21 protein-coding genes and 1 tRNA gene are annotated in these 24,339 nt (G+C 72.6%); 13 read left to right on the forward strand and 9 right to left on the reverse strand.

Annotated features, from left to right (window positions below):
- Positions 1–4: 4 nt before the first annotated feature.
- The 4 genes from BF93_RS05345 to BF93_RS05360 form a co-directional block, all read right to left on the reverse strand.
- Positions 5–724, reverse strand: a complete 720-nt coding sequence (locus tag BF93_RS05345; protein ID WP_038371190.1) for a response regulator transcription factor — start codon at positions 722–724, stop codon at positions 5–7.
- A 73-nt stretch (positions 725–797) separates the two neighbouring features.
- Positions 798–1,295 (reverse strand): LapA family protein, encoded by a 498-nt coding sequence (locus tag BF93_RS05350; protein WP_232226210.1) that lies wholly within the window; start codon positions 1,293–1,295, stop codon positions 798–800.
- 82 nt (positions 1,296–1,377) lie between these two features.
- On the reverse strand, positions 1,378–3,036 hold the full coding sequence (locus tag BF93_RS05355) for a DNA repair helicase XPB (protein WP_038371191.1): 1,659 nt from the start codon (positions 3,034–3,036) through the stop codon (positions 1,378–1,380).
- Positions 3,037–3,105: 69 nt separating this feature from the next.
- Entirely contained in the window at positions 3,106–4,032 is a 927-nt protein-coding gene (locus BF93_RS05360; RefSeq protein WP_051486570.1) for a hypothetical protein, read from the reverse strand.
- Between the two features lie 285 nt (positions 4,033–4,317).
- On the opposite strand from BF93_RS05360, the gene gndA reads away from it, so the two are divergent.
- Positions 4,318–5,781 carry an NADP-dependent phosphogluconate dehydrogenase gene (gene gndA, locus BF93_RS05365; RefSeq protein ID WP_038371193.1) on the forward strand — a complete coding sequence of 488 codons (1,464 nt, stop codon included), beginning with the start codon at positions 4,318–4,320 and terminating at the stop codon, positions 5,779–5,781.
- A gap of 96 nt (positions 5,782–5,877) precedes the next feature.
- Here the strand turns inward: gndA and BF93_RS05370 are convergent, their stop codons facing one another.
- A complete protein-coding gene (locus BF93_RS05370; RefSeq protein WP_038371194.1) occupies positions 5,878–6,123 on the reverse strand; it encodes a hypothetical protein in 246 nt (81 codons plus the stop codon).
- A gap of 627 nt (positions 6,124–6,750) precedes the next feature.
- Between BF93_RS05370 and BF93_RS18845 the strand changes: the two genes are divergently transcribed.
- Positions 6,751–8,445, forward strand: a complete 1,695-nt coding sequence (locus tag BF93_RS18845; protein WP_156954055.1) for an HNH endonuclease signature motif containing protein — start codon at positions 6,751–6,753, stop codon at positions 8,443–8,445.
- On the opposite strand, the gene BF93_RS05380 is transcribed toward BF93_RS18845, so the two are convergent.
- Entirely contained in the window at positions 8,411–10,591 is a 2,181-nt protein-coding gene (locus tag BF93_RS05380) for a helicase-associated domain-containing protein (protein ID WP_038371398.1), read from the reverse strand. The genes BF93_RS18845 and BF93_RS05380 overlap by 35 nt on opposite strands.
- Before the next feature lie 51 nt (positions 10,592–10,642).
- Between BF93_RS05380 and BF93_RS05385 the strand changes: the two genes are divergently transcribed.
- From BF93_RS05385 to cls, 10 genes are all read left to right on the forward strand, one after another.
- Positions 10,643–10,716: transfer RNA gene (locus tag BF93_RS05385), tRNA-Leu, on the forward strand.
- Between the two features lie 66 nt (positions 10,717–10,782).
- Positions 10,783–11,784 (forward strand): DUF368 domain-containing protein, encoded by a 1,002-nt coding sequence (locus BF93_RS05390; RefSeq protein ID WP_038371196.1) that lies wholly within the window; start codon positions 10,783–10,785, stop codon positions 11,782–11,784.
- Positions 11,785–11,788: 4 nt separating this feature from the next.
- Positions 11,789–12,508 (forward strand): YggS family pyridoxal phosphate-dependent enzyme, encoded by a 720-nt coding sequence (locus tag BF93_RS05395; RefSeq protein ID WP_038371197.1) that lies wholly within the window; start codon positions 11,789–11,791, stop codon positions 12,506–12,508.
- A gap of 274 nt (positions 12,509–12,782) precedes the next feature.
- A complete protein-coding gene (locus BF93_RS05400; RefSeq protein WP_051486572.1) occupies positions 12,783–14,081 on the forward strand; it encodes an MFS transporter in 1,299 nt (432 codons plus the stop codon).
- A gap of 126 nt (positions 14,082–14,207) precedes the next feature.
- Entirely contained in the window at positions 14,208–15,341 is a 1,134-nt protein-coding gene (locus BF93_RS05405) for a trans-sulfuration enzyme family protein (RefSeq protein WP_051486573.1), read from the forward strand.
- Positions 15,342–15,367: 26 nt separating this feature from the next.
- The gene (locus BF93_RS05410) at positions 15,368–16,216 is read left to right on the forward strand and encodes a transporter substrate-binding domain-containing protein (protein WP_051486574.1); all 849 of its coding nucleotides are present in this window, start codon (positions 15,368–15,370) and stop codon (positions 16,214–16,216) included.
- 6 nt (positions 16,217–16,222) lie between these two features.
- Positions 16,223–16,891: an amino acid ABC transporter permease gene (locus BF93_RS05415; protein WP_038371199.1), complete on the forward strand. Its 669-nt coding sequence runs from the start codon at positions 16,223–16,225 to the stop codon at positions 16,889–16,891.
- Complete coding sequence (locus tag BF93_RS05420; protein WP_051486575.1) at positions 16,875–17,660, forward strand: amino acid ABC transporter ATP-binding protein; 786 nt, start codon at positions 16,875–16,877, stop codon at positions 17,658–17,660. Before BF93_RS05415 ends, BF93_RS05420 begins: the two co-directional genes overlap by 17 nt.
- Positions 17,661–17,828: 168 nt before the next feature.
- Positions 17,829–18,683 (forward strand): Bax inhibitor-1/YccA family protein, encoded by an 855-nt coding sequence (locus BF93_RS05425; protein WP_038371201.1) that lies wholly within the window; start codon positions 17,829–17,831, stop codon positions 18,681–18,683.
- Between the two features lie 97 nt (positions 18,684–18,780).
- Positions 18,781–20,259, forward strand: coding sequence for a cardiolipin synthase (gene cls, locus BF93_RS05430; protein ID WP_232226222.1), 1,479 nt, complete (start codon positions 18,781–18,783; stop codon positions 20,257–20,259).
- 42 nt (positions 20,260–20,301) lie between these two features.
- Here the strand turns inward: cls and BF93_RS05435 are convergent, their stop codons facing one another.
- Positions 20,302–21,087 carry a hypothetical protein gene (locus BF93_RS05435; protein ID WP_038371202.1) on the reverse strand — a complete coding sequence of 262 codons (786 nt, stop codon included), beginning with the start codon at positions 21,085–21,087 and terminating at the stop codon, positions 20,302–20,304.
- A gap of 94 nt (positions 21,088–21,181) precedes the next feature.
- A complete protein-coding gene (locus BF93_RS05440) occupies positions 21,182–22,108 on the reverse strand; it encodes a hypothetical protein (protein WP_038371203.1) in 927 nt (308 codons plus the stop codon).
- 95 nt (positions 22,109–22,203) lie between these two features.
- Here BF93_RS05440 and thiD point away from each other — a divergent pair, with 95 nt between their 5' ends.
- A complete protein-coding gene (gene thiD, locus BF93_RS05445; RefSeq protein ID WP_038371204.1) occupies positions 22,204–23,082 on the forward strand; it encodes a bifunctional hydroxymethylpyrimidine kinase/phosphomethylpyrimidine kinase in 879 nt (292 codons plus the stop codon).
- Positions 23,083–23,095: 13 nt separating this feature from the next.
- On the opposite strand, the gene BF93_RS05450 is transcribed toward thiD, so the two are convergent.
- Entirely contained in the window at positions 23,096–24,313 is a 1,218-nt protein-coding gene (locus tag BF93_RS05450) for a glycoside hydrolase family 3 N-terminal domain-containing protein (protein WP_038371205.1), read from the reverse strand.
- Positions 24,314–24,339: the final 26 nt, after the last annotated feature.

The raw sequence follows: 24,339 nt of genomic DNA on the forward strand, positions 1-24,339 counted from the left end.
GGCCTCAGGAGCCGTCGGCGGCGCGCAGCACGTAGCCGATCCCGCGCTTGGTGTGGATCATCGGGTCCCCGATGACGTCCACCTTCCGGCGCAGGTAGGAGATGTACGACTCGACGATGCCGACCTCGCCGGACCAGTCGTAGTCCCACACGTGGTCGAGGATCTGCGTCTTGGAGACCACCCGGCCCGCGTTGAGCATGAGGTAGCGCAGCAGCTTGAACTCCGTCGGCGACAGCTCGATGGAGACGTCGCCGCGATGGACCTCGTGGGAGTCCTCGTCCAGGCGCAGGTCGCCGACGACGAGGCTCGCGTCCACGGGCTCCTCCACGCCGCCGTGGGTGCGGCGCAGCACGGCGCGGATCCGCGCGACGACCTCCTCGAGGCTGAAGGGCTTGGTGACGTAGTCGTCCCCGCCCACCGTCAGGCCGGCGACCTTGTCCTTCGTCTCGTCCTTCGCGGTGAGGAAGAGGATCGGGTACAGCTCGCCGCGATCGCGCAGGCGCCGGGTCACGGTGAAGCCGTCCATGTCGGGCAGCATCACGTCCAGCACCATGAGGTCGGGCTGGTTCTCGGTCGCCTGGCGGATCGCCTCGTTGCCGGTCGCCGCGGTGAACACCTCGAAGCCCGCGAAGCGCAGGGAGGTGGCCAGCAGGTCGCGGATGTTCGGCTCGTCGTCGACGACGAGCAGGCGCGCCTCGAAGTCCTGGGGGGTGTCGATGGTCATGACCCCACCGTGATCCTCGAACGTGGGAGTTCGCTGGACGGTTCCTGGACGCGGGGCGCGGCGGCCGCGCGGATCAGTGCTCGATCGCGGAGCGGATGCGCTTCTCGTTCTTGCGCATCTTCCGGATCGTCCACGACAGCTGCATGATCCGCACCGATCCGACCAGCGCCATCACCAGCGCACCGGCGATCGCCGCGAGCAGCATCGCCACGCCCAGCGGCAGCGAGAACTGCGCGCCGAAGTACTCGAAGCCGGTCGAGACGTTGTTCTGGATCACGAAGATCAGCAGCAGGATCAGCACGATGGCCCCGAGGATCAGCGAGATCCACAGCCCCACGGACAGCCCGCCGGGGCGGGAGTCGTCCTCCGGCGGCAGCTCGGGCCGGGGGCGGGCGGCGGGCTCCTGCCGCGGGGTCGCCTCGGGCCGCGGGGCGGCGGGGACCGTCGGATCGGCCGGGGTGGACTCGATGGAGGCGGAGTCCGCGGAGCGCGAGATCGGGGGAGCGGCCGCGTCCTCGCGGGGGGCGTCGGCCGGATCGAGGGGGTTGCGGGGGTCGGTCGGCTGGTTCACCGCAGGCTCCTGAGGTCTCGGGGAAGGGTCCATGCGCTCCCGATCCTGCCACTCCGCGGCGCCGATGTCCTCACATCGCGCCTCAGACGGCGTCGCGCGGCGCCGGCCCGACCTCATCGGCCTCGACGATCCGGTAGGCGTAGCCCTGCTCGGCGAGGAAGCGCTGGCGGTGCGCGGCGAAGTCCTGGTCCACGCTGTCCCGGGTGACCACGGTGTAGAAGTGCGCGGAGCGCCCGTCGGCCTTGGGGCGCAGCAGCCGGCCCAGGCGCTGGGCCTCCTCCTGGCGGGAGCCGAAGGCCCCCGAGACCTGCACCGCGACCGAGGCCTCCGGCAGATCGATCGAGAAGTTCGCGACCTTGGAGACGACCAGGCGGTCGATCTCGCCGGCCCGGAAGGCGTCGAACAGCTCCTGGCGCCTCCTCACGCTGGTGCGGCCGGTGATGAGCTCGGCCCCCAGGCGCTGCGCGACCTCCTCGAGCTGGTCGAGGTATTGGCCTATGACCAGCATCGGCTCGCCCTCGTGGCGGCGGGAGACCTGCTCGACGACGTCCACCTTGCGGGGGTGGCAGGCCGCCAGCCGCGCCCGGTCCGTCGGCTCGGCCATGGCGTACGCCATCCGCTCGGACTCGCGCAGGTCCACTCGCACCTCGGTGCACTCGGCCGGGGCGATGTAGCCCTGGCTCTCGATGTCCTTCCACGGGGCGTCGTAACGCTTGGGGCCGATGAGCGAGAACACCTCGTCCTCGCGGCCGTCCTCGCGCACGAGCGTCGCGGTCAGGCCCAGGCGGCGGCGGGCCTGCAGGTCCGCGGTCATCCGGAACACCGGCGCCGGCAGCAGATGCACCTCGTCGTAGACGATGAGTCCCCAGTCGCGGGCGCTCATCAGCTCCAGATGGGGATGCACGCCCTTCCGCTTGGTGGTGAGCACCTGGTAGGTGGCGATGGTGACGGGCCGGATCTCCTTGCTCGCCCCCGAGTACTCGCCGATCTCCTCCGGGGTGAGGGTGGTGCGGGCCAGCAGCTCGGCCCGCCACTGCCGGGCCGAGACGGTGTTCGTCACGAGGATCAACGTGGTGCGGCCCATGGCCGCCATCGCCCCGGCCCCCACCAGCGTCTTCCCGGCGCCGCAGGGGAGCACGACCACGCCGCTGCCGCCGTGGCGGAAGGCGTCCACGGCCTCGGCCTGGTACGGGCGCAGCTGCCAGCCGTCCTCCGCGAGGCCGATGGGATGGGACTCGCCGTCGACGTAGCCGGCGAGATCCTCGGCGGGCCAGCCGATCTTCAGCAGGGCCTGCTTGAGGGCGCCGCGCTCGGAGGGATGGACCGCCACGGTCCGCTCGTCGATCCGGGCGCCGAGCATGCCGGCGATCCGGCGGGAGCGGACGACCTCCTCGAGCACCGCGCGGTCCAGCCCGTGCAGCACCAGGCCGTGCGCGGCATCGGCCCGCAGCTGCAGGCGGCCGTAGCGGTCCATCGTGTCCGCGACGTCGATGAGCAGGGCGTGGGGGACGGGGTAGCGGGAGTTCTCGACCAGGGCCGCCACGACGCTCTCCGCGTCGAACCCGGCCGCGCGCGCGTTCCACAGCCCCAGGTTCGTGATCCGGTAGGTATGGATGTGCTCCGGGGAGCGCTCCAGCTCGGCGAAGGCGGCGATCGCGGCCCGCGCCTGCTGCGCCCGCGGATGCCCCACCTCGAGCAGGAGGGACTTGTCGCTCTGGACGATGAGGGGGCCGTCGGTCATCGCACCAGGCTACGGCGTGCGATGGGCGACGGCCCCCGGGAGGTGATCAGATCATCGGCGCCGACCGGGTCAGCGGGCGGCCTCCGGATCGGGCAGCTCGCGGCGGCTCAGGCGCTCGTACATCCCCAGCGTGAACAGGTACCCCAGCGGGATCGACACGACCAGCGTGACCACCAGGATCCCGCCGACGTACGAGATCGCCATCAGCACGAGGTAGGCCACGAGCGAGGCGCCGATGTTGTTCTTGACCAGCGTGAAGCTCTCCTTCATCGCCTCCACCGGCGAGGCCCCGCGCGACGCGGCGGCCGGGGCGAACAGCAGCAGCAGAGCGGCCACGAGGCCCGGGAGGTAGAACAGCACGCTGCCGACGAGCACGATCAGCCCCGTCAGCAGGAAGGTCAGGACGACGCGGCCGGTGCCGATGAAGCCCTGGCCCACCGTGGGGCGGCGCAGCTCGAGGATGCTCTGCCCGACGCGGTAGACGCCCGAGGCCCACACCACCGTGACCGGCACCAGGAGCAGGAGGATCCCGAAGAAGGCGGCATAGGCGCCGAGCATGCCGCCGACCATCACGGACTCGTCGGGCTCGCTCCCCGGGGTCATGGTCGCGAAGACGGCCGCCATGATGCCGAACATCGCGGCCATGGCGATGCCCGTGATCACCGCCATCACGATGCCGTAGACGACGCCCGGGACGACGACCGCCGCCACGTTGGTGCGCAGCGTGTTCCACGCGAAGCCGAACCCGGCGCTGATGTCGTCGCCCAGCGAGGTGCCCGGGGCCGGGCGCGGCGCCCCGCCGGGCTGCGCGGGGGCCTGCTGGGCCGGCTGCGTGTACGGGGAGCCGGGGCCCGGCTGGGCGTACGGCGAGCCCGCGGCGGGCGGGGCGAAGGGGTCGTTCCCGGCGGTCCCCGGAGCCGGGGACGGGGCGGGCTGGGCATAGGGGTCGCCGGCCGAGGGCTGGCCGAACTGAGGCGGCTGGGATGCGGAGCTCATGCGTGTCCTTGATCGAACGTGTCCAGGGGAGAGGTCCGCCACAGACTACGGCGCGCGCTCGCGCGCGCGAAACCGCATCCGCCCGCCGCGACGTCGCCCCCGCCTGCATCGTCGCGTGCGGACGGGGTCGCGGGATCTCACGGGATGGGCCCGACATGGGCGCCAGCCCCTCGCGGCGACCGGGGAACCTAGAATGGGGCCCGATGGCCGGGGTGCCGCCGTGCGGAACGACGCCGGCACACCTCCGTGCACCCCGCCGACAGGTCCTCGACCCAAGGAGAATCCATGGCAACCTTCGCCGCATCCCCCGCCAACGCTGCCGATATCGGCGTCACCGGTATGGCGGTGATGGGCTCGAACCTCGCGCGCAACCTGGCGCGCAACGGGTTCAAGGTCGCGATCCACAACCGCAGCGTCGGCAAGACCGAGAAGGTCATCGACTCCTACGGCGACGAGGGCGAGTTCTTCCCGTCCGAGTCCACCGCGGACTTCGTCGCCTCGCTGCAGAAGCCGCGCGTCGCGATCATCATGGTGAAGGCCGGCGGCCCCACCGACGCCGTCATCGATGAGCTCGCCGAGCACATGGAGGAGGGCGACATCATCGTCGACGCGGGCAACGCCCTGTTCTCCGACACCCGCCGCCGCGAGGCCGCGCTGCGCGAGAAGGGCCTGCACTTCGTGGGCACCGGCGTCTCCGGCGGCGAGGAGGGCGCGCTCAACGGCCCGTCCATCATGCCCGGCGGCACCAAGGAGTCCTACGACCGCCTCGGCCCGATGTTCGAGAAGATCTCCGCGCACGTGGACGGCGTCCCCTGCTGCACCCACGTCGGCGCCGACGGCGCCGGCCACTTCGTGAAGATGGTCCACAACGGCATCGAGTACGCCGACATGCAGGTCATCTCCGAGGCCTACGACCTCATGTCCAAGGCGCTGGGCAAGCCCGCCTCCGAGATCGGCGACGTCTTCGCCGAGTGGAACAAGGGCGACCTCGAGTCCTTCCTCATCGAGATCACCGCCGAGGTCCTCCACCACACCGACGCCACCTCCGGCAAGGCCTTCGTGGACGTCATCCTCGACCAGGCCGCCCAGAAGGGCACCGGCGCCTGGACCGTGCAGACCGCGCTCTCCCTGGGCGTCCCGGTCACCGGCATCGCCGAGGCCACCTTCGCCCGCTCCGTCTCCGGCTCCGTGCCGCAGCGCGAGGCCGGCCGCGCGGTCCTCCCGGCCGAGACCCAGGACCTCGCCGTCCTGGACGAGGCCTCCTTCATCGACGACCTGCAGAAGGCGCTGTACGCCGCGAAGCTCGTGTCCTACTCGCAGGGCTTCGACGAGATCTCCGCCGGTGCGCAGGAGTACGGCTGGGACATCGACCTGGGCGCCATGGCCCGCATCTGGCGCGGCGGCTGCATCATCCGCGCGAAGTTCCTCAACCGCATCACGGAGGCGTACGAGCGCAACGCGACCCTCCCGCTGCTGCTGGCCGACGAGTACTTCACCGCCGAGATCACCAAGTGCATCCCGGCCTGGCGCCGCGTGGTGGCCTTCGCCGCCGCCAACGGCATCCCGGTCCCGGTGTTCTCCTCGACCCTGTCCTACTACGACGCGGTCCGCGCCGAGCGTCTGCCGGCCGCCCTGGTCCAGGCGCAGCGCGACTTCTTCGGCGCGCACACCTACAAGCGCGTCGACGGCGAGGGCACCTTCCACGTCGAGTGGTCCGAGGATCGTCGCGAGACCAACCAGGACGCCTGATCCACCCCTGCCGGGGGCCGGAAACGGCTCCTGGCATGACGAAGGGCCCGGACCATCGGTCCGGGCCCTTCTGCATGCCCGATGACGGGCGGTCGATCAGTACGTGCTCATGGAAGCGCTGAACACGCCGGTAGCGATCGCGATGACGATCCAGAGGATGTTCAGGACCCAGATGATGGCGAAGACGATCCACGCCCACTTGGTGAACTTCTGGGCGGTCTGGGGCTCGGTGTCGGCCTTGAGGTAGCCGAGGAGGCCGAGGATGCCGGGGATCACACCACCGCAGACGAAGCCGACGATGCAGGCGATCAGGGCGTTCTTCTTGATGCTCTCGATGTTCATGGTTGGTCCCTTCAGGGTCGGGCGGCGAGCCTGCCGCTCTGGCTCTGTGAGTCGCCGTGGCTCGGGTCCGCTCGGCGCAGTACCTGAGCATAACCCTGAGAAGGTCCTGAGCCCATGGGGAGGAGTCCCCATGGACGCCTGATCGGGAAGTCTTCGGGAGGCCATCGGGAGGTCAGCGGGAGCGCGGCGGGGGACGATCTCGCAGCGGACAGGCGGACGATTGCTCCCGATGGATGGAATTTCCGATGTCAAGTCCTGCTGTGAAATGGTGGAAAAAGGGGTTCTGGGGAGGATGAGTGCGGAAGTCCTGCGCTCGGGAGTGAGGATTCCGGCCACCATGACGTCCCAGGTGGCGAGCCGATCCGCGGCGGGCATCCGGATGGGGAGGAGGGGAGTGCGGCGATTGTCCACAGAGGGTGTGTGATGCCTTCCGTTCACGATGTGAGGGGTGTAGGCTGAGTTTCGAACAGGCAATCGAAATGGCCACGACGAGGCGGCCGTCGAGCTGAGGGAGGGGTGGTCGGGATGTCGGAGGATCGGATCCCGGGCGTGTCCGACCCCGCCTCGCGGGCTCGAGCCTCTGCCGCTCCGGGGCGTGCACCGCGCCCGGCGTCCGTCGAGGCGTTCGTGGACCAGGTGCCTGCGGAGCTCCGCCGGGGTGCGGTGCGGCGGACGGTGTCGCGCGAGGCGCTGCCGGGCCGGGCGGGAGTCGCCGGGGATCCGCTGCTGTCCGGGGTCGCGAAGGCGGTGTGGGACATCGCGGCGAAGGAAGGGCCGTGGCTGGCGGAGAAGTACGCGGCGCTGTCGATGCTCTGGTGCGGCCCGGACGAGGACCCCGAGCCCGGACTGGACGGCGACTGCAACGCCCTGATCGCGGCGGAGGCGCTGCGGCTGACCGAGTCCCAGTCCGTCCACGAGATCCGCGACGCCCACCACGCGGTCACGAACTTCCCCTCCTGCCTGGTGCGCCTGGAGGGCGCGCAGTTCCCGGCGCCGTGGTTCCGGCGCATGCTGCGGATGACCCGGAGGCTGCGGGAGCTCTTCCAGCGCGGGATCGACGAGGTCGTCGCCGGCTGGGACCTGCACATGACGCCGGAGACCTTCGTGCGGCGTCTGCGCGCCCTGGTCACCTGGGCGGAGACCCTCCAGCAGCAGGACGAGGAGCCTTTCCCGGTCGAGCGCAGCGTGACGGTCCAGGAGATCGGGGAGGGCCTGTCCTGCATGACGCTGACCGGTCCGACGCCCGAGATCCTCTCGGCGGCACGCCGTCTGGACATCGCAGCGCGGGCGGTGCAGGCCGCCCAGCGCGCCGCGCTGCAGACCGGCGGGGAGGTCCCGTGGGACCCCGACGGGACCGTGGCCTCGGCCGAGAAGCCGATGTCCCTGGCGACGCTGCGGTTCCTGCTGGCCACGCGCGCCGAGCCGGATACCGACGGCGTGGACGTGCCCGCGGACCGCTTCCGGATCACCCTCACGGTGCCGGTGCTGACCATGCTCGGGGTCACCGAGGCCCCCGGGATGCTGGACGGGACGACGCCCGTCCCGGCGGAGGTGGCCCGCGCCCTCGCGGGGAGGGAGCAGGTCTGGTACCGCGTGCTCACGGATCCGGTGACGGGGGCTTTCCTCCCGCTGGCCCCGGGAACCTACCGGCCGACGGCCGCGATGCAGGAGCACCTGCGCCTGCGCGGGCCGCAGTGCGCCGTCCCGGGCTGCGCTCGGCCGGCCTCGCTGGCGGCGGAGTGCGATCACATCCAGGAGTTCCTGGCGGGCGGGGCGACCGCGATCGAGAACCTGCATTGGCTGTGCTGGTTCCACCATCAGGAGAAGACCGAAGGGCTCCTGGACCCCGATCGCCTGCCTCCGGCCACCGGTGCGGAGTGCGGCACGGCCGACGGCACGGTGGGCCCGGGCAGGACCCGGTGGCTGATCGGGAACCGGGACGGGCACCACGCCGTCCGCGACGTCCTCGACGACGTCGACCTCATCGGGACGATGACCGTGAAGGTGCTCGAACAGCACTTCCTCCACCATGCCCACGCCCTGTGCGACGCGGACTGCCGCCACTTCGGCCGTCTCATCCCGGAGGACGACGAGCCCGACGATCCGCCACCTGGCGCGGACGGCCCCGGCGACGGACCCCGTCCCGGCGGGGATGACGATGGCGTCGGCGGTGACGATGACGTCGGCGGTGGCGGTGGAGGTGGTGACGGCGACCGTGGCCCCGGCTCCGGCTCCGGCTCCGGCTCCGGCTCCGGCCCCGGCACCGGCGGCGGAGGCCCCGGCCAGGTCACCCCAGCGTCACACGGTGCACGAGCACCGTGAACTCCTCGCCGTCGGCGGCGTCGCGGGCCCGCAGCCGGCCGCCGTCCAGGGCGAGGGGGAGGACCTGCCGCACGGCGATGCCGCCGCGGCCGTCGACGATCCCGATCCGCAGCTCGGCGCTGCGGGCGATGGCGTCGAGCAGGCGGTCGGCCACGGGGACGGCGGTCTCGCCCGCATCGGCCGCCCGGATGCGCAGCACGGCCTCGGCGGGATCCAGCGGCAGCTCGGGGCCGATGTCCGTCGTGTCCTCCCGGTGGGCGCCGGGCAGGCGGTGGATCCGCTCCGGCGCGCTGACCGTGCCGTCGCGGCCCACCGCGACCCCCGACAGCCCGGTCCGCTCGATCGCGCGCATCACCGCGGCCGGCCCGGACATCGTCACCGCGAGGGTCGGGGCGATGCGGTGCAGGTCCAGCGAGGCCGCCTCCGGATGCGAGACCACGATCGAGAGCACCTCCGCCTCCGCCGAGACGGCGGTCACCGCCGGGATCACGGCGACCCGGCCGTGGCGACGGCGCTCATCGCGCAGCAGCACCTCGAGGGCCTGCGGCACCGGGGTGCGGGACGCCTCGGCGAGCATCTCCTGCAGGGCATCGGGATCCGCCCCCGCGTCCAGGGCGCGGCGCACGGACTGCGGGGTGAACCGCAGCGTGAGTCCTCCTCCGCGGGAGACCGGCTCCGTCCACTGCTCGAGCACGGCCAGCCGCGGGGACGGCCGCCCCGGGATGACCGCGGTGAGGTCCGCGTCCAGGAGCACCTCGTCCACCGGCGCCGGGGCATGGCGGGCCAGGGCCTCGACCAGACGCGCATCGGCCTCCGCCTCCGGGAGGCCCTCCACCTCGGCGAGCGCGGCCCCGAGCTCGGACAGGACCCCCGCGAGGACCAGGCCCAGCGCCGCCGCCTCCTGGCGGAACGCCGTGACCTCCTGCTCGAGCACGGGGCGGGGGACCAGCGGATGGTGCCACGCCAGGGCCTCGACCAGGGAGCCCTCCTCGGCGGCGGCATCGGGCCGGTCCTGCCGCAGCCGCGCATGCAGATCCAGCAGGGAGCGGCGGCGCGCACGGCAGCCCGGGCGGCGGGTCACCGCGGAGAGCGCCGGCCGCACCGGACCCTGCGCATCCGAGGTGCCGACCAGGGACGGCAGGTCCTCGCTGCGGCACCAGCCCAGCACCAGCTCGGCCCAGCGTTGCTCGGCGGAGCGCTCGAGGAACAGATCCCAGTCCCGCGTGGGCTGCCAGGTCAGCCCGTCATGGCCGACGAGGCCCGCCGTCCAGCACGACTGCAGCACGGTGACGTAGTCGGAGAGGGGCGCATCGGCCTCCTCCGCGAGCCGGCGCAGCTCGCGCTGCGGCAGGCCGCCGCGGGTGAGCACCCCCGGGCCCTCCGCATCCCAGCGTCCGATGGTCCCGGCGATCCGCAGCGCCTCGAAGGCCGCATCGACCGCCTGCGCCGTCCGGGACCCGGCGAAGCGCTCGCGCACCTCGACGGCCTCGAGCCGCGGAGGTTCGGCCGCGAGGCGCCGATGCACGCGTCCCTCGCGCAGCACGCGATGCACGCTGCGAGGGATCCTCAGCACGTCCCCGGTCCCGGGCACGGCGACCCGCGCCTCCGCCAGGACCGCGGCCAGGGGGCTCTGCCCGGCCTCGAGCCGCGCCGGGCCCCAGGCCAGGGCCTCGAGCGCGGCGGCGATCTCCGGGCCGCGCCGGCGGGCGCGCTCGACCAGCTCCGCCGCCTCCTGATCGGAGGGATCGCCCTCCAGGGCGGGCGCGAGGCCCGCGGGATGGCGCAGGCCCTCGCGGAGGGCACGGACCAGGCGCAGCTGCTCGGTGCCCCACACCAGGGCGAGGCCGCGCAGCCGCTCCAGCACCGGGGCGAGGTCCTGCGGATCGGCGCCCACGGCGGGGGCGAGGTCCTCGGGGCGCACCGGCTCGGGCAGCACCGCGAGGGCCTCGACGACCTGCAGCGCGGGGCGGTCCAGCCGCAGCAGAGCCCGCTGGGTGCTGGGCGCGGAGGCGGCGCGCGCCGCGAGCGGGCCGATGCCCTGCGGGAGCGGGGCGAGCAGGTCCTGGCGCGCATCGAGCAGATGCTGCAGCTGCTCGTCCGTGAACGTGCGCAGCGCATCGGCGAGGGACCTGGGCTGAGCTGGCATGGTGCCCACCAGCATAGGCTGTGCCTGCGCACCCGATCGGGGTGCGAGAGGGCCCCCATAGCCCAATCGGCAGAGGCGGCCGCCTTAAAAGCGGCGCAGTGCGGGTTCGAGTCCCGCTGGGGGCACGCGGGGAGCTCCCATCCGGGGCCTCTATCGTGAGAAGGTCCCGTCCCCGGCCCGAGGAGAGACGCATGCGCGACTCCGCCCCCACCCCGTCCGCGCCGTCGTCGACGTCTCCCGTCGCACCGCGGGCCCGTCCCGCCCAGGCACCGCTGAACGCCGTGCGCGGAGCGCTGATCGGGATGGCCGAGCTGGTGCCCGGGGTCTCCGGCGGGACCGTCGCGCTGGTGACCGGCGTGTACGAGCGGGCGATCGAGGCCGCGCACCACCTCATCGCCGCGGCCGTGGCCCTGGTGAAGGGGCCGGACCGCCGGGCCGGCTTCCTGCAGAACCTGCGCCGGGTCGACGGCTGGCTGGTGCTGCCGATGCTCGCCGGCATGGCCGCCGCGGTGCTCCTGGCCGCCGGCGTCGTCGAGCATCTCGTGGCCGACAACCCGATCAGCTCCCGCGGCCTGTTTTTCGGGCTGGTCGCCGCGAGCCTCGTGGTCCCGATCCGCCTCCTGCCCGCGGGCCGGGGCGGCGCGGCAGGCGCGGTGCGCGACATCGCGGTGGTGGCGGTGCCGGCGGCGGTGGCCTTCGCCCTGGTGGGTCTCGCCGGCGGCGGGACCCTCGCCGATCCGCCGATCTGGATGGTGTTCCTCGCCGCCGCCGTCGCGGTCTGCGCGCTGGTCGTCCCCGGGGTCTCGGGATCGTTCTTCCTGCTCGCCATCGGCCTGTACTCGCCCACCCTGCAGGCGGTCGACGAGCGGGACCTGGGCTACGTCGCCGTCTTCGGCGCCGGGGCCGTGCTCGGGCTGCTCACCATCGTGCAGATCATCAGCCGCCTGCTGCACACCCACCGCCGCGCCACCCTGCTGGCGATGACGGGCCTCATGCTCGGCTCCCTGCGGGCCCTGTGGCCCTGGCAGGGCGGGACCGGCTCGGCCGAGGGGCACGGCGCCCTGCTCGCCCCGAGCGCGCCGCTGGCCGCCCCGATCCTGCTGGCCCTGGCCGGTGCGGCCGTCGTGATCGCGCTGATCGTGGTCGAGACGAGGATCGCCCGGCCGGCCGATCCCCGCGGTGCGGAACAATGACCCCATGACCTCCACGCCCGACCCTGACCTCGCCGCGCGCCTGGACGCGGTCCTCGCCCGCATCGACGCCGCCGCGCAGCGCAACGGACGCGACGGGCGCGAGATCCTCCTGCTGCTGGCCACCAAGTCCCGCACCCCCGCCGAGATCGCCGAGGCCGTGGCCCTGGTGCGGTCGCGCGGCCGCCAGGTCGCGGTGGGGGAGAACCGGGCCCAGGAGATCGCCAAGCATGCCGATCCGGCGCTCGCCGGACTCGACGTGCCTCGCCACTTCATCGGCCGCCTGCAGACGAACAAGGCACGCGACGTCGTCGCCTTCGCCTCCATGATCCACAGCGTGGACCGCCCGGACATCATCGACGCCCTCGAGCGCCGCGCCCGTACCGCGGGCCTCACGCGGAAGGTCCTCGTGCAGGTCAACACCTCGGGGGAGGAGTCCAAGGGCGGCTACCCTCCGCACCCGGCGGAGATCGCCGCCGCCGTCGACCGGCTGCGCGAAGGCGGCATGCTCGTGCCGGCGGGCCTCATGACCATCGGCGCGAACACGAGCGAGACCGGGGCCGTGCGCGCGTCGCTGTCCCGCCTCCGGCAGCTGCGCGACGAGCTCGCCGACCCCGCGGTGCAGCACCTGTCGATGGGCATGAGCGGGGATCTGGAGATCGCCGTGGAGGAGGGCGCGAGCATCGTCCGCGTCGGCTCGGCGATCTTCGGCCCGCGCCCGGCGTGAGCGGCGCCACCCCCGTGCATACCGGAGGGTAACTCCGCTCACGAGGCGCACGCCCGGGAAAGCCGATTCCTGCGCACATCGGTGCATGTCCTGATCACGGAGGCGCCGCATCGGCCCCGCGGCCCCCATTCCTCTGGCATGCACCGTCGCAGGGCCCGTAGCATTTCGGGACGAGCGTCGGACACCGTGGTTGAGCACCGTCCGCGCTCTTTTCTTGTGCCCGGATGCACGTCACGTCCGGACATGACCCCATCGTGAGCCGGGAGGTGCACCCATGACGGAATCCATCGCGACGCCAGTCGTACAGAAGCCGGAGATCTCGACGGCGCGCCGCCGCTACGCGCTGTTCGCGCTGGCGCTCGGCGGATTCGGGATCGGCAGCGCCGAGTTCGTCTCGATGGGGCTGCTCCCGGGCATCGCCCAGAGCCTCCTGCCGGACACCATGGCCGTGGACCCCGAGCAGGGCATCGCCCACGCGGGGCTCATGATCAGCGCCTACGCGCTCGGCGTCGTCGTCGGCGCCCCGACCCTCGCCCTGCTGGCCGTGACCATGAGCCGCAGCCGCATGATCGTGCTGATGGCCGGGGCCCTCGCGCTCGGCACCCTCCTGTCCGCGCTCATGCCGACCTTCGAGCTGGGCCTGCTGGCGCGCTTCGTCGCCGGCGTCCCCCACGGCGCCTACTTCGGGCTCGCCTCCCTGCTCGCCGCCAGCCTCATGGGGCCCGGCAACCAGGGCAAGGGCGTCGCCCTGGCGATGTCCGGGCTGACCGTCGCGAACCTCGCCGGCGTCCCCGTGCTCACCGCGATCGGGCAGGCCGCCGGATGGCGCGTCGCCTACGGCATCATCGCCCTCATCTTCGGGGCGACCGTGATCCTGCTGGTGCGCGCCGTCCCGCGCCAGGAGAAGCCCGTGGGCCGGCGCCTGATCGACGAGCTGCGGGCCTTCCGCCGCCTGCAGCTGTGGGTCGTCATGGGCATCGCCGCGATCGGCTTCGCCGGCGCCTTCGCGGTCTTCAGCTACATCTCCGACATCGCCCAGAACGTCGCCGGGGCGCCCGCGAGCTTCGTGCCCTGGCTGCTGGCCGCGGCGGGCCTCGGGATGACCATCGGCAACCTGCTCGGCGGCTGGGCGGCGGACCGCTCCCTGTTCGGGACGCTGCTGGGCACCTTCCCGGTGTACATCGGCGCGCTGGTGGCCATGGTCCTCAGCGCGCACAGCCCCAGCGGCCTGATCCTCACCTTCTTCCTGGTGAACCTGGCCAACGCGGTGCTGATCCCGCCGATGCAGACCTGGCTGATCCGCATCGCCGGCCGCAGCGAGGTGCTGGGGGCCTCGCTGAACCACGCCTCCTTCAACGTGGCCAACGCCCTGGGCGCGGCCCTCGGCGGCGCCGTCATCGCCGCGGGCTTCGGCTTCGAGGCGCCGATCCTCATCGCCCTGGCCCTGTCGGTGCTCGGCATGGGCATGGTCGTCACCGCCCTGGCGCTGCTGCGGATCCGCTCCCGCCGCCGCCTCGCGCAGCTGGAGAGCGCGGACATCGCCCTCACCTCCCGCCAGCGCACCGCGGCCTGATCATCACCGCGGCCTGATCAGCGCCGCGGCTTGACACACAGCGTCATCGACCTCCTCCGGTCGGCCCGGCCCGGGCATACAGTGGCTGCAGCCACCGCCTGACCGAGCCGATCCGGAGGATCATCCGTGCACATCCAGACCGCCGCTGTGCAGACCCTGCGCGACCACGAGCACGGAGCGGTCGTGCCGCCCCTCCACCTCGCCTCGACCTTCGAGCTCGACCCGGAGACGGCCGATGGCCCCTACGCCTACCAGCGCGGCTCCAACCCCACCCGGGCGCAGCTCGAACGGGTCCTCGCGGTCCTGGACGGCGCCGAGCACGGCTTCGCCTTCGCCACCGGCATGGCGGCCACCGCCGCGGCGTTCTCGATCCTCGAGGTCGGGGACGAGGTGATCCTCTCCGCCGGCGTGTACGGCGGGACGTACCGCCTGGTCGACAAGTACTTCGCGGCCCGCGGGCTGACCCCGCGCTTCGTCGAGGACCTCGGCACCCTCACCGACGACGACCTCACCGAGCGCACCCGCATCGTCTTCGTGGAGACCCCGGCGAACCCGACCCTGCGCATCACGGACCTGCGGCGCATCGTGGAGCTCGCCCACCGCCACGGCGCCCTCGTCATCGTGGACAACACCTTCATGACCGGGGTGCTGCAGCGCCCCCTCGAGCTCGGGGCCGACGTCGTCGTGCAGTCGGCGACGAAGTTCCTCTCGGGCCACTCCGACATCCTCGCCGGCACCATCACCACGAACGACGCCGACCTCGCCGCCCGCTTCGCCCTCGCGCAGAAGGCCCTCGGCGGGGTGCTGCCGCCCTTCGACTCCTACCGCCTGATCCAGACCATCAAGACCCTGCCGCTGCGCCTGGAGCGCCAGCAGGCCAATGCCGTCGCGATCGCCGAGCACCTGCGCGAGCACCCGGCGATCGCCGCGGTGCACGTGCCCGGCTCCTTCAGCGAGGAGGAGGCGCGCATCCACGACTCCCAGGCCACCGGCCCCGGCGCCGTGCTCTCCTTCGAGCTGGCCCCCGAGCTGGACCGCGTCGCGTTCCTGCGGGCCCTGAAGTACCCCGCCTACGCGGTGAGCCTCGGCGGCGTGGAGTCGCTGATCTGCCACCCCGCCACCATGACGCACGAGGCCATGACGCCCGAGGCGCAGGCGGAGGCCGGCATCAGCCAGGAGCTGCTGCGGCTGTCCGTCGGCATCGAGGACGTCGCCGACCTCATCGAGGACCTCGACCAGGCCCTCGCCGCCGCCCGCTGACCCCGCCCCCACCCCCTGGAGTTGAGATGACCTCCCTGTCCCGCCGCACCACCCTCGTCGCCGCGAGCGGCACCGGCCTGGCCGCCCTCCTGGCCGCCTGCGGTCCGGCCCAGAACCGCTCCGAGGACGGGTCCGTCGTCAGCGACGGCGGCTCCTCCGCGGCCGAGGACACCCTCGCCCGCATCCGGTCCAGCGGCACCGTCCGCATCGGCCTCGAGGGCACCTACAAGCCCTACGCCTTCCACGACGCCTCCGGTGCCCTGGTCGGCTTCGAGAAGGACATCGCCGACGCCGTCGCGAAGGGCCTGGGCGCCGAGCCCGAGTACATCGAGACCGAATGGGACTCGCTCATCGCGGGCCTGGACGTCGACAAGTACGACCTGGTCATCAACAACGTGGGCATCACCCCCGAGCGCCAGGAGAAGTACCTGTTCACCGAGCCCTACGCGCGGTCCATCGGCCGTGTGGCGGTGCCGGAGTCCTCGAGCGCGCAGGCGATCGCAGACCTCGAGGGCAAGCGCGCCGCGCAGACGGCGACCTCCAACTGGGCCGAGCAGATGACGGGCCTGGGCCTGGAGATCGTGCCCGTGCAGGGCTTCGCCGAGGCCATCGAGCTGGTCGTGCAGGAGCGCGTGGACGCCACCGCCAACGACCTCGTCTCCTTCCAGTCCTACCTCGACGAGCACCCCGACGCCGCCTTCCGCCTGCTGGACGAGGAGCTGCCCACCGAGACCGTGGTCGGCGTGATCATGCCGAAGGGCCAGGAGGCGCTGCTGGCGGAGGTCGACGAGATCCTCGCCGGGATGAAGGCCGACGGCTCCCTCGCCGGCATCTACCAGGAGTGGGTGGGCCAGGACCTCTCCCCGCAGGAGTGAGGGCCCGTGCCCGAGCTGCTGGACCTGTGGATCTCCTCGCTGCCCCGCCTGCTGGGCGCGACGATCCGCACCACCGTCCCCCTGTCCCTCATCTCCTTCGCGATCGCCCTGGTGATCGCCGTGATCACGGCGCTGCTGCGCCTGTACGGCCCGGCGCCGCTGAAGGCGGTCGCCTGGCTGTACGTGTGGGTGTTCCGCGGGACGCCGCTGGTGGTCCAGCTGTTCATCGTGTTCTTCGGCCTGCCCAACGTCGGCATCGTCTTCTCCTCGTTCACGGCGGCGGTGGTCACCCTCGCCCTGAACACGGGCGCCTACGCCTCCGAGGCCGTGCGCGCCAGCCTGCTGTCGATCCCGCGCGGACAGTTCGAGGCGGCGCAGACCCTCAACCTCTCGCGGGCCACGACGCTGCGCCGGGTGGTCGCCCCGCAGGCCTTCCGCATCGTGCTGCCGCCGCTGACCAACGACTTCATCGACCTGGTCAAGGGCACCAGCCTGGTCTTCGCCATCACCATCACCGACGTCTTCCAGGTCGGTCGGCAGATCGCCGCCGCGAACTACGAGCCGCTGATCATGTACACCCTGGTCGCCCTCATCTACCTGGTGATCGTCTCCCTGCTGAGCATCCTGCAGGGCGTGCTCGAGAGGAAGGTGTCCGTCCATGTCCGCAGCAGCTGACCGTCCCGCCGCCGGCCGCACCGCGGGCGCGCCGCTGCGACTGACGGGGATCCGCAAGACCTTCGGCGAGCTCGTCGCCCTGGACGGCGTGGACCTCGAGGTGCCGCGCGGCACCACGACCGTGCTGCTGGGGCCCTCCGGCTCCGGGAAGTCCACCCTGCTGCGCTGCATCAACCTGCTCGAGACGCCGGACGCCGGGCGCATCGACCTGGGCGACGGGCCCGTGGACCTCGGCGGCATCCTGCCGCGGCGCACGGTGCGCCAGGTGCGCTCGCGCTCGACCATGGTCTTCCAGCAGTTCAACCTCTTCCCGCACCTGACGGCGCTCGGCAACGTCGCCCTGGCCCCGGTCCATGCGCGCGGCCTGTCCCGCTCCGCGGCCGATGAGCTGGCCCGCGGCCTGCTCGCGAAGGTGGGCCTCGCGGAGAAGGCCGATGCCTACCCCGACCGCCTCTCCGGCGGCCAGCAGCAGCGCGTCGCGATCGCCCGGGCGCTCGCGATGGACCCCGACTTCCTGCTGTTCGACGAGCCGACCTCCGCGCTGGACCCCGAGCTCGCGGCGGAGGTCGTCGCCGTGCTCGCGGACCTCGCCGCGGAGGACCGCACCCTGGTGGTCGTCACCCACTCGCTCGCCTTCGCCCGCCGCGTCGCGGACCGCGTGGTCTTCCTCGAGGACGGCCGCATCGTCCAGGACGGCTCCCCGCAGGACTTCTTCGAGAGCGAGGACCCGCGGCTGCGGCGCTTCCGGGACGTGGTCGGCTCGGTGTGACCGTCGGGGCCGCCGGGCGGGCGCCCCGTGCGGCCACCGCGCCCCGTGGGTCCGCCGCGCCCCGTGCGTCCGCCGCCCCCATTGCGCCCAGAGCGGAGGCCCAGCTGGCGCCCGGGTTGCCCCGGTAGCATGTGCCGCATCGCACGCACGTGCCAGCTAAGGAGCGACATGGCCCGCCACAACATCATCTTCGGTCGAGACAAGGAGCTGCATCAGCCCGCCTACGCGGGCGCCGGCCAGCAGGCCCAGTCCTGGCAGCCGTACCAGGCGCCCCAGGAGGATCTCGAGACCCTCTACGCACGCCCCGCCGCGACCGGTCACGACACCGGGCGCATGACGATGCGCGATGCGCTGAACGCGATCACCGCCACCCTGGGCGTGATCATCGTGGTCGGCGCCGTGGTGACCTTCCTGCCCACCGCGCTGTCCCTGGTCATGGGCGAGACCGGTGCCCAGATCGGTCTGGCCATCGGCATGGGCGCCCTGATCATCGGCCTCATCGGGTCCCTCGTGATGGGCCTGGTCAACGCCTTCCGGCGCCAGCCCGGGCCGGTGGCCGTGCTCGTCTACGCCGTCTTCGAGGGCCTGCTGCTGGGCGGTCTCAGCGGCATGCTGGAGATGACCTACCCCGGCATCGCCCTGCAGGCGGTCATCGCGACCTTCGCCGTGGCCGGCACCGTCCTGGTCTTCTTCCGGATGGGCATCCTGCGCACCTCGCCGCTGCTGACGAAGATCTTCATGGTGGCGATGGTGGCCTACCTGCTGTTCGGCCTCGTGAACATCGGCTTCATGATCTTCGCCGGCTACAGCCTGCGCTCGGGCCTGATCGGCATGGTCATCGGCGGCATCGCCGTGTGCCTGGCCTCCTACTCGCTGGTCATGGACTTCGAGGAGATCCAGGCGGGCGTCGGGAACGTGGCGCGCGCCTACGCCTGGCGCTGCGCCTTCGGCGTCGCCGCCACCCTCGTGTGGATGTACATCGAGATCCTGCGGATCATCGCGATCCTGCGCGGCAGCGACTGACACCGGAGGGGCACGGCCTCTCGCATATGCTGGAACGGCGGGTCCCTCGGGGCCCGCCGTTCCTGCGTCCGAGCCGAGGAGACCGCGCGTGCACGAGCTGCTGAGCTGGCTGTCGGAGCACTACGTCCTCCTCCTCACCTGGCTGTACTGGTCGGTGGACGTCGTGCTGCGCATCGTCGGCGTGATCGTGGTGCCCCGCCGCCGCCGTCCCGGCTCCGCGGTCGCGTGGCTGTTCGCCATCATGCTGCTGCCCGTGGTCGGGTTCCCGCTGTACCTGATGCTCGGCAAGGCCGAGCTGCCGCGCAAGCGCCGCGAGAAGCAGAAGATCGTCAACCGCCTGATGCGGGTGCGGGCCCAGTCCCTGCCCGACAGCGAGCTGGACGAGGACGTCCCCAGCTGGCTGCAGTCCGCCGTGCGGCTGAACCGCGAGCTCGGCGCCTTCCCCCTGACCGGCCACAACAGCGCGGACTTCGAGATCGACTACCAGACCTCGCTGGACCGCATGGCCGCGGACATCCGCACCGCCACCTCGGACGTCCACGTGCTCTTCTACACGATGGGCCTGGACGACGTCACCCGGAACTTCTTCGACGCCCTCGCCGAGGTCGCGGACCGCGGGGTGCACGTGCGCGTGCTCTACGACCACCTGGGCTCGGTGACCCACTGGCCGGTCTACCGCGCCATGCGCCGGCACCTGGACGCCCACGGGATCGAGCACTTCCCGATGATGCCCGTGAAGCCGTTCAGCGACGGCGCCTTCCAGCGCCCCGACCTGCGCAACCATCGCAAGCTGCTGATCGTCGACGGGCGCATCGGGTGGATGGGCAGCCAGAACATCATCGCCCCGCACTACGACAAGCGCGCGAACATCCGCCGCGGACTGCGCTGGCAGGAGACGATGGTGCGCTTCGGCGGGCCGATCGTCTCGGAGATGAACCTGCTGTTCGCCACGGACTGGTTCTACGAGTCCGGGCAGAGCCTGGACCGGGCGACGGTCGTGAACACCGCGCCGGACGCCACGGGCAGCTACGAGTGCCAGCTGGTGCCCAGCGGCCCGGGCTTCGTCCTCGAGAACAACCTGCTGCTGTTCAACCAGCTCTTCTACAGCGCCCAGGAGCGCATCGTCGCCGTCTCGCCCTACTTCGTGCCCGACGAGTCGATGTTCTCCGCCCTGGTGACCGCGGCGCGCCGCGGCGTGGACGTGGAGCTGTTCGTGTCCGAGATCGGCGACCAGTTCCTCGTGTACCACGCCCAGCGCTCGTACTACACCGCCCTGCTCGAGGCCGGGGTGCGGATCCAGCTGTACGCCGCGCCGGGGATCCTCCACGCCAAGCACGTGAGCATCGACGACTCGGTGACGGTGATCGGCTCCTCCAACATGGATATCCGCTCGTTCCTGCTGGACATGGAGTCCTCCATGATGATCGGCGGCACCGACTTCATGGTGAAGATGCACGAGGTCGAGGACGTCTACCGCTCTCGCAGCCGGGAGCTCACCCTCGAGGAGTGGCGGGGGCGCCCGGCCCTGACCCGGCTGCTGGACAACACCTGCCGCCTGGCCTCCGCGGTGGTGTGAGGCGGCGGGGCGAGGTCCGCGGCCTCGCCCGGTCGCCGGCGCTCAGCTGATGCCGGTGACGGAGGCCAGGGCGTCGGCGACGGCCTGCTTCTGCTCGGCGTTGTCGACGGGGACCTCGGAGAGGAAGACGCTCGGCCCCTCCGGGGTGGAGACGACCACGAGCGTGATGGCGTAGCCGGTGATGCTCTCCGAGGGACCCTTCGTGAACAGGTAGTCGACGGTGACCTGGTAGCCGGTCATCCCGTCGATCTCGACCTCCGTGCCCTTGCGGTTCGACTCCGCGCGGCCGGAGGCCTCGCTCCACAGCCACGAGCTGCTGATGAAGCAGTCGGTCATGCGCTCGGCGGCGGCCTTGTCCCCCGGGTACTCGACCCCGTCCTGCCAGTGGACCTTGGCCACCGAGACCGTGGAGACCCAGTCGCTGTCCGCGGCCGCCGGCGCGACGGCCATGGCGCTGTCCTCGGTGAAGTGGAGGTTCGTCGTGTAGTGCCGGTCCGGGAAGCTCGACGGCGGCGTGAACTGCAGGCCCCCGCCGCGCAGCTTCCCGCTGGGGTTGGTGGAGCTGCGGCCCTGGTCCTCGGGGGCCCAGCAGCGCTCCTCGGCGACCTCGCCGGTGGGGGTGGCCGAGGCGCTCGTCGTGGTCGCCGCGGTGGCGCTCGTGGTGGGGGCGCTGGTCGGGTCGCCGCCGGCCGTCACGGTGCGCACCACCAGGTACGCCACCGCCATGCCCACGATGAGCAGGAACACCAGGGCGAAGGTGATGCCTCCGTAGAGCAGGGCGCGGGTGCGGCCGCCGCCGCCGCGGGGAGGCTTCGGTGCGGTGTACATCGGGGCGGTGCTCCTTCGCGGGGACGGGATGCGGGGCGGGGAGGGAGGAGAAGGACGGGACGGGGGGGGGGGGGGGGGGCCGTAGGGGCCGGGCTCAGCCGACGACCTTCAGGCTCGCGATGATCTCCTCGAGGCCCTGGACGTGCTCGGGCTGGTCTGCGGCGACGTCGGAGGCCAGGGCGCTGGGGCCGTTCGGGCCCTCGACGACGATCGAGGTCACCACGGAGGCGCTCGTGGTCTCGAGGATCTCGGGGTCCTCGAAGTGGTAGGTGGCCTGCACGATCCACGCCGGGTAGCCGTCGACGATCATCGACTCGGTGCGGTAGTCGGTCACCTTGGGCGACTCCCCGAAGTGGCTGACCACGCCGGAGGTCGTCGCGTAGCACTGGAAGATGGTCACGGCCGCCTGCTCCAGGCCCGGGTAGCCGCCCTCGGAGTCGGGGAACACGGCGCGGCCCAGGTTGACCACCGAGTACCAGCTGCCCTCGACGTTGCGACCCTGCGCGTTGGTCTGGTCCATGTAGGGCAGGCCGCCGGAGCCCCACGGGTAGTCCCATCCGTCCGGGATCGTGTACTCGAGGTCCCCGCCGCGGATCGTGCCGGGGGAGGAGTCCTCGCCGGGCCGCCAGTCCGGGATCCAGCAGTCCGTGGTCGGCTTCTGCGTGAAGATCGGCGGGGGAGGGGCGATGTCGGGGTCGTTCTGGTCCGGGACGTACTCGCCCTCGCCCCGCTCGGTGCGCTGCTCCCCGGTGGCAGGGGCGGCCGTCGGCCCGGCCTCGGGGCCCTTGAAGACGGTCTGCGAGAGCACCAGGGCCACGATCGCCAGGAGCACCACGGCCGAGCCGATCACCGACAGCACGATCACCAGGGCCCGGGAGCGCGCCCTGGGCCCCGGGGCGCTGAGCGGGCCGGGCTCCTGGGCCTGGGCCGCGTAGTCCGGGAGGGAGGCGCCGGCCGGGCTCCCGGCCGCGGTGAAGTCCGGCAGGCCCTGCGCGGGCATGCCGCCGGGAGGCTGGGTCATCGGGCTTCCTCCTCAGGCGTCCGTGCGTGCTCGACCACGATTCTCGCACGCGGGCCGCCCACGTCCCCGACAGCTGCCCTTGCTATGGTCCGCTCATGCGCCCGCCACTCGTGCTCAGCATCTCCGCCTCCGATCCGCTCGGCGCCTCCGGGCTCGCGGCCGATCTCAAGACCCTCACCGCTCTCGGCGTCTACGGCGCGGGCGTGACCACCATGATCGCCGTCGGCTCCACCCAGGGCGTCCGCTCCCTGCACCGCCTGGAGGGGGACGTCGTCGGCGCGCAGCTGGACGCCGTCCTGGCCGATGTGCGGCCCGATGCGACGAAGATCGGCGCCCTCGGCGGCGCGGCCGCGGCCACGGAGGTCTCCCGCCGCGTCCGCGAGCACCGCGCGGAGCTGGGCACCCTCGTGCTGGATGCCGTGATGGTGGACCTCGACGGCACCGCCCTGATCACCGCGGAGGGCGCCGCCGTCCTCGCCGCCGAGCTGGTGCCGCAGGTCGACGTCCTGGTCGCCAACACCCTCGAGGCCGGGCAGCTGCTGGGCCGCGCCCCCGCGACCGATGCGGAGGGACTGCGCGAGCACGCCCTGGCCCTGCGCGAGCTGGGCCCGCGCAGCGTGCTGGTCACCGGCGCGCGGCTGGGCGGCGCCGATGCCGTGGACGTGCTCGTCCACCCCGGCGGCACCGATGTGCTGCGCAGCGCCCGCGTGGACTCGGCGCACACCCGCGGGGCGGGCGCGACGCTCACCGCCGCGATCGCCGCGCAGTACGCGCGGGTGGAGGAGTTCGGCCGCACCGGCCAGGACGACCAGGTGGGCAGCGAGGGCACGCAGGACGACGACATCACGATCATCGCCTCCGCGCGGGAGTTCCTCGCCAGCACCATGATCGACGCGCAGACCTGGGAGCTCTCCCGCACCCCCGGCACGGGCCACGGCCCGCTGAACCACCTGATCACGCTCTCGGCGGGCTGATCGGGGGGCCTGTTCAGGCCAGCAGGCCGAAGCGCTCCTTGAGCCGCAGCACGCGGCCGGCGGCCTCGGCGAGGTGCGCGGCGGCCTCCTCGGAGGTCCCCGCCCATTCCTCGACCGCGTCGACGAGCTCGCCGGCGATCGTCGGGTCCGCGGTGAGGACGGCGTCGCCGCCGGCCTCCAGGACCCGGGCGGCGCGCTCGGCCACGGGGACGTCGGCGACGGCCTTCGCCGAGCCGATGTCATCGGTGATCACCAGGCCCGTGAAGCCCATCCGCCCCCGCAGCAGGTCGCGCACCACGGCGGGGGAGAACATCGCCGGGACGCCGGGGTCGATCTGCGCGTAGTGGGCGCTCGAGGTCATGACGATCTCGGCCCCGGCGGCGATGCCCTCGGCGAAGGGCTCCAGGAACGGGTCCTCCGCGGTGGTCGTCCCGTCGGTGACGCCCTCGGCGGAGAAGTCGGTGTTCTCCCGCACCCGGCCCAGCCCCGGGAAGTGCTTGAGCGTCGCGGCGATGCCCACCTCGCCCAGGCCCTCGACGGCGGCGCGCACGCACGCGGCCACCTGCTGCGGCTCGGTGCCGAAGCCGCGCTCGAGGGCGCCCACGGGCGCGTTGTCCTCGCCGAGCTCGGGATCGACCACGTCCGCCACCGGGGCGAGGTCCACGTGCAGGCCCAGGGCCGAGAGGTCCTCGCCGATGCTGCGGTAGGCGGCGGTGACGGCCTCGGGCCCCTCCTCGCCGAGCTCCTCGGCGCTCGGGGTCTCCCGCGCCGTGTCCCCGCGCAGCATGCGGATCCGCCCGCCCTCCTGGTCCACCGCGAGCAGCGGCGCGGGCGCCTCGCCGACGGCCGCGCGGGCGGAGGCGACCGTCTCGACGACGGCGGGGACCTCCGACCATCGGCCCAGCAGGAAGAACCCGCCGAGCCCGAGCCCGGAGACCGACTCCTCGGGGAAGGACTCGCCCGCCCGCACCCCCACCAGCACCAGCTGGGCGGCCTGCTCGCGCACGCTCATCTCCGCGAGCGCCTGCTCGGCGGCGCTCGGCGGAGCCGTCGTCGGGCTCGCGGACCCCGGGGCCGATGTCGCATCACCTGCCCCGCCGCCGTCGGACCCCGCGGGCCCATCGGCCGCGTCGGAGGGAGCCCCGCTCCCGCCCCCGGGGGAGCACGAGGTCAGGGCCGCGAGGGCCGGCATGCCCAGCAGCAGGGCACGGCGGGCGGGTCGAGAGGACATACGGCCAGTCTCCCAGACGAAGTACT

The sequence above is a fragment of the Brachybacterium phenoliresistens genome (assembly GCF_000576425.1).
GTDB classification, from domain to species: domain Bacteria; phylum Actinomycetota; class Actinomycetes; order Actinomycetales; family Dermabacteraceae; genus Brachybacterium; species Brachybacterium phenoliresistens.

What these genes read in the sequence shown, in the direction of transcription:
- BF93_RS05390 (WP_038371196.1), top strand. Translation starts at nt 10,783, where the DNA reads ATGCGCGACTCCGCCCCCACCCCGTCCGCGCCGTCGTCGACGTCTCCC.
- BF93_RS05400 (WP_051486572.1), top strand. Translation starts at nt 12,783, where the DNA reads ATGACGGAATCCATCGCGACGCCAGTCGTACAGAAGCCGGAGATCTCG.
- BF93_RS05360 (WP_051486570.1), bottom strand. Translation starts at nt 4,032, where the DNA reads ATGAGCTCCGCATCCCAGCCGCCTCAGTTCGGCCAGCCCTCGGCCGGC.
- BF93_RS05345 (WP_038371190.1), bottom strand. Translation starts at nt 724, where the DNA reads ATGACCATCGACACCCCCCAGGACTTCGAGGCGCGCCTGCTCGTCGTC.
- BF93_RS05395 (WP_038371197.1), top strand. Translation starts at nt 11,789, where the DNA reads ATGACCTCCACGCCCGACCCTGACCTCGCCGCGCGCCTGGACGCGGTC.
- BF93_RS05370 (WP_038371194.1), bottom strand. Translation starts at nt 6,123, where the DNA reads ATGAACATCGAGAGCATCAAGAAGAACGCCCTGATCGCCTGCATCGTC.
- BF93_RS05425 (WP_038371201.1), top strand. Translation starts at nt 17,829, where the DNA reads ATGGCCCGCCACAACATCATCTTCGGTCGAGACAAGGAGCTGCATCAG.
- BF93_RS05380 (WP_038371398.1), bottom strand. Translation starts at nt 10,591, where the DNA reads ATGCCAGCTCAGCCCAGGTCCCTCGCCGATGCGCTGCGCACGTTCACG.
- gndA (WP_038371193.1), top strand. Translation starts at nt 4,318, where the DNA reads ATGGCAACCTTCGCCGCATCCCCCGCCAACGCTGCCGATATCGGCGTC.
- BF93_RS05410 (WP_051486574.1), top strand. Translation starts at nt 15,368, where the DNA reads ATGACCTCCCTGTCCCGCCGCACCACCCTCGTCGCCGCGAGCGGCACC.
- BF93_RS05440 (WP_038371203.1), bottom strand. Translation starts at nt 22,108, where the DNA reads ATGACCCAGCCTCCCGGCGGCATGCCCGCGCAGGGCCTGCCGGACTTC.
- BF93_RS05435 (WP_038371202.1), bottom strand. Translation starts at nt 21,087, where the DNA reads ATGTACACCGCACCGAAGCCTCCCCGCGGCGGCGGCGGCCGCACCCGC.
- BF93_RS05355 (WP_038371191.1), bottom strand. Translation starts at nt 3,036, where the DNA reads ATGACCGACGGCCCCCTCATCGTCCAGAGCGACAAGTCCCTCCTGCTC.
- thiD (WP_038371204.1), top strand. Translation starts at nt 22,204, where the DNA reads ATGCGCCCGCCACTCGTGCTCAGCATCTCCGCCTCCGATCCGCTCGGC.
- BF93_RS05420 (WP_051486575.1), top strand. Translation starts at nt 16,875, where the DNA reads ATGTCCGCAGCAGCTGACCGTCCCGCCGCCGGCCGCACCGCGGGCGCG.
- BF93_RS05450 (WP_038371205.1), bottom strand. Translation starts at nt 24,313, where the DNA reads ATGTCCTCTCGACCCGCCCGCCGTGCCCTGCTGCTGGGCATGCCGGCC.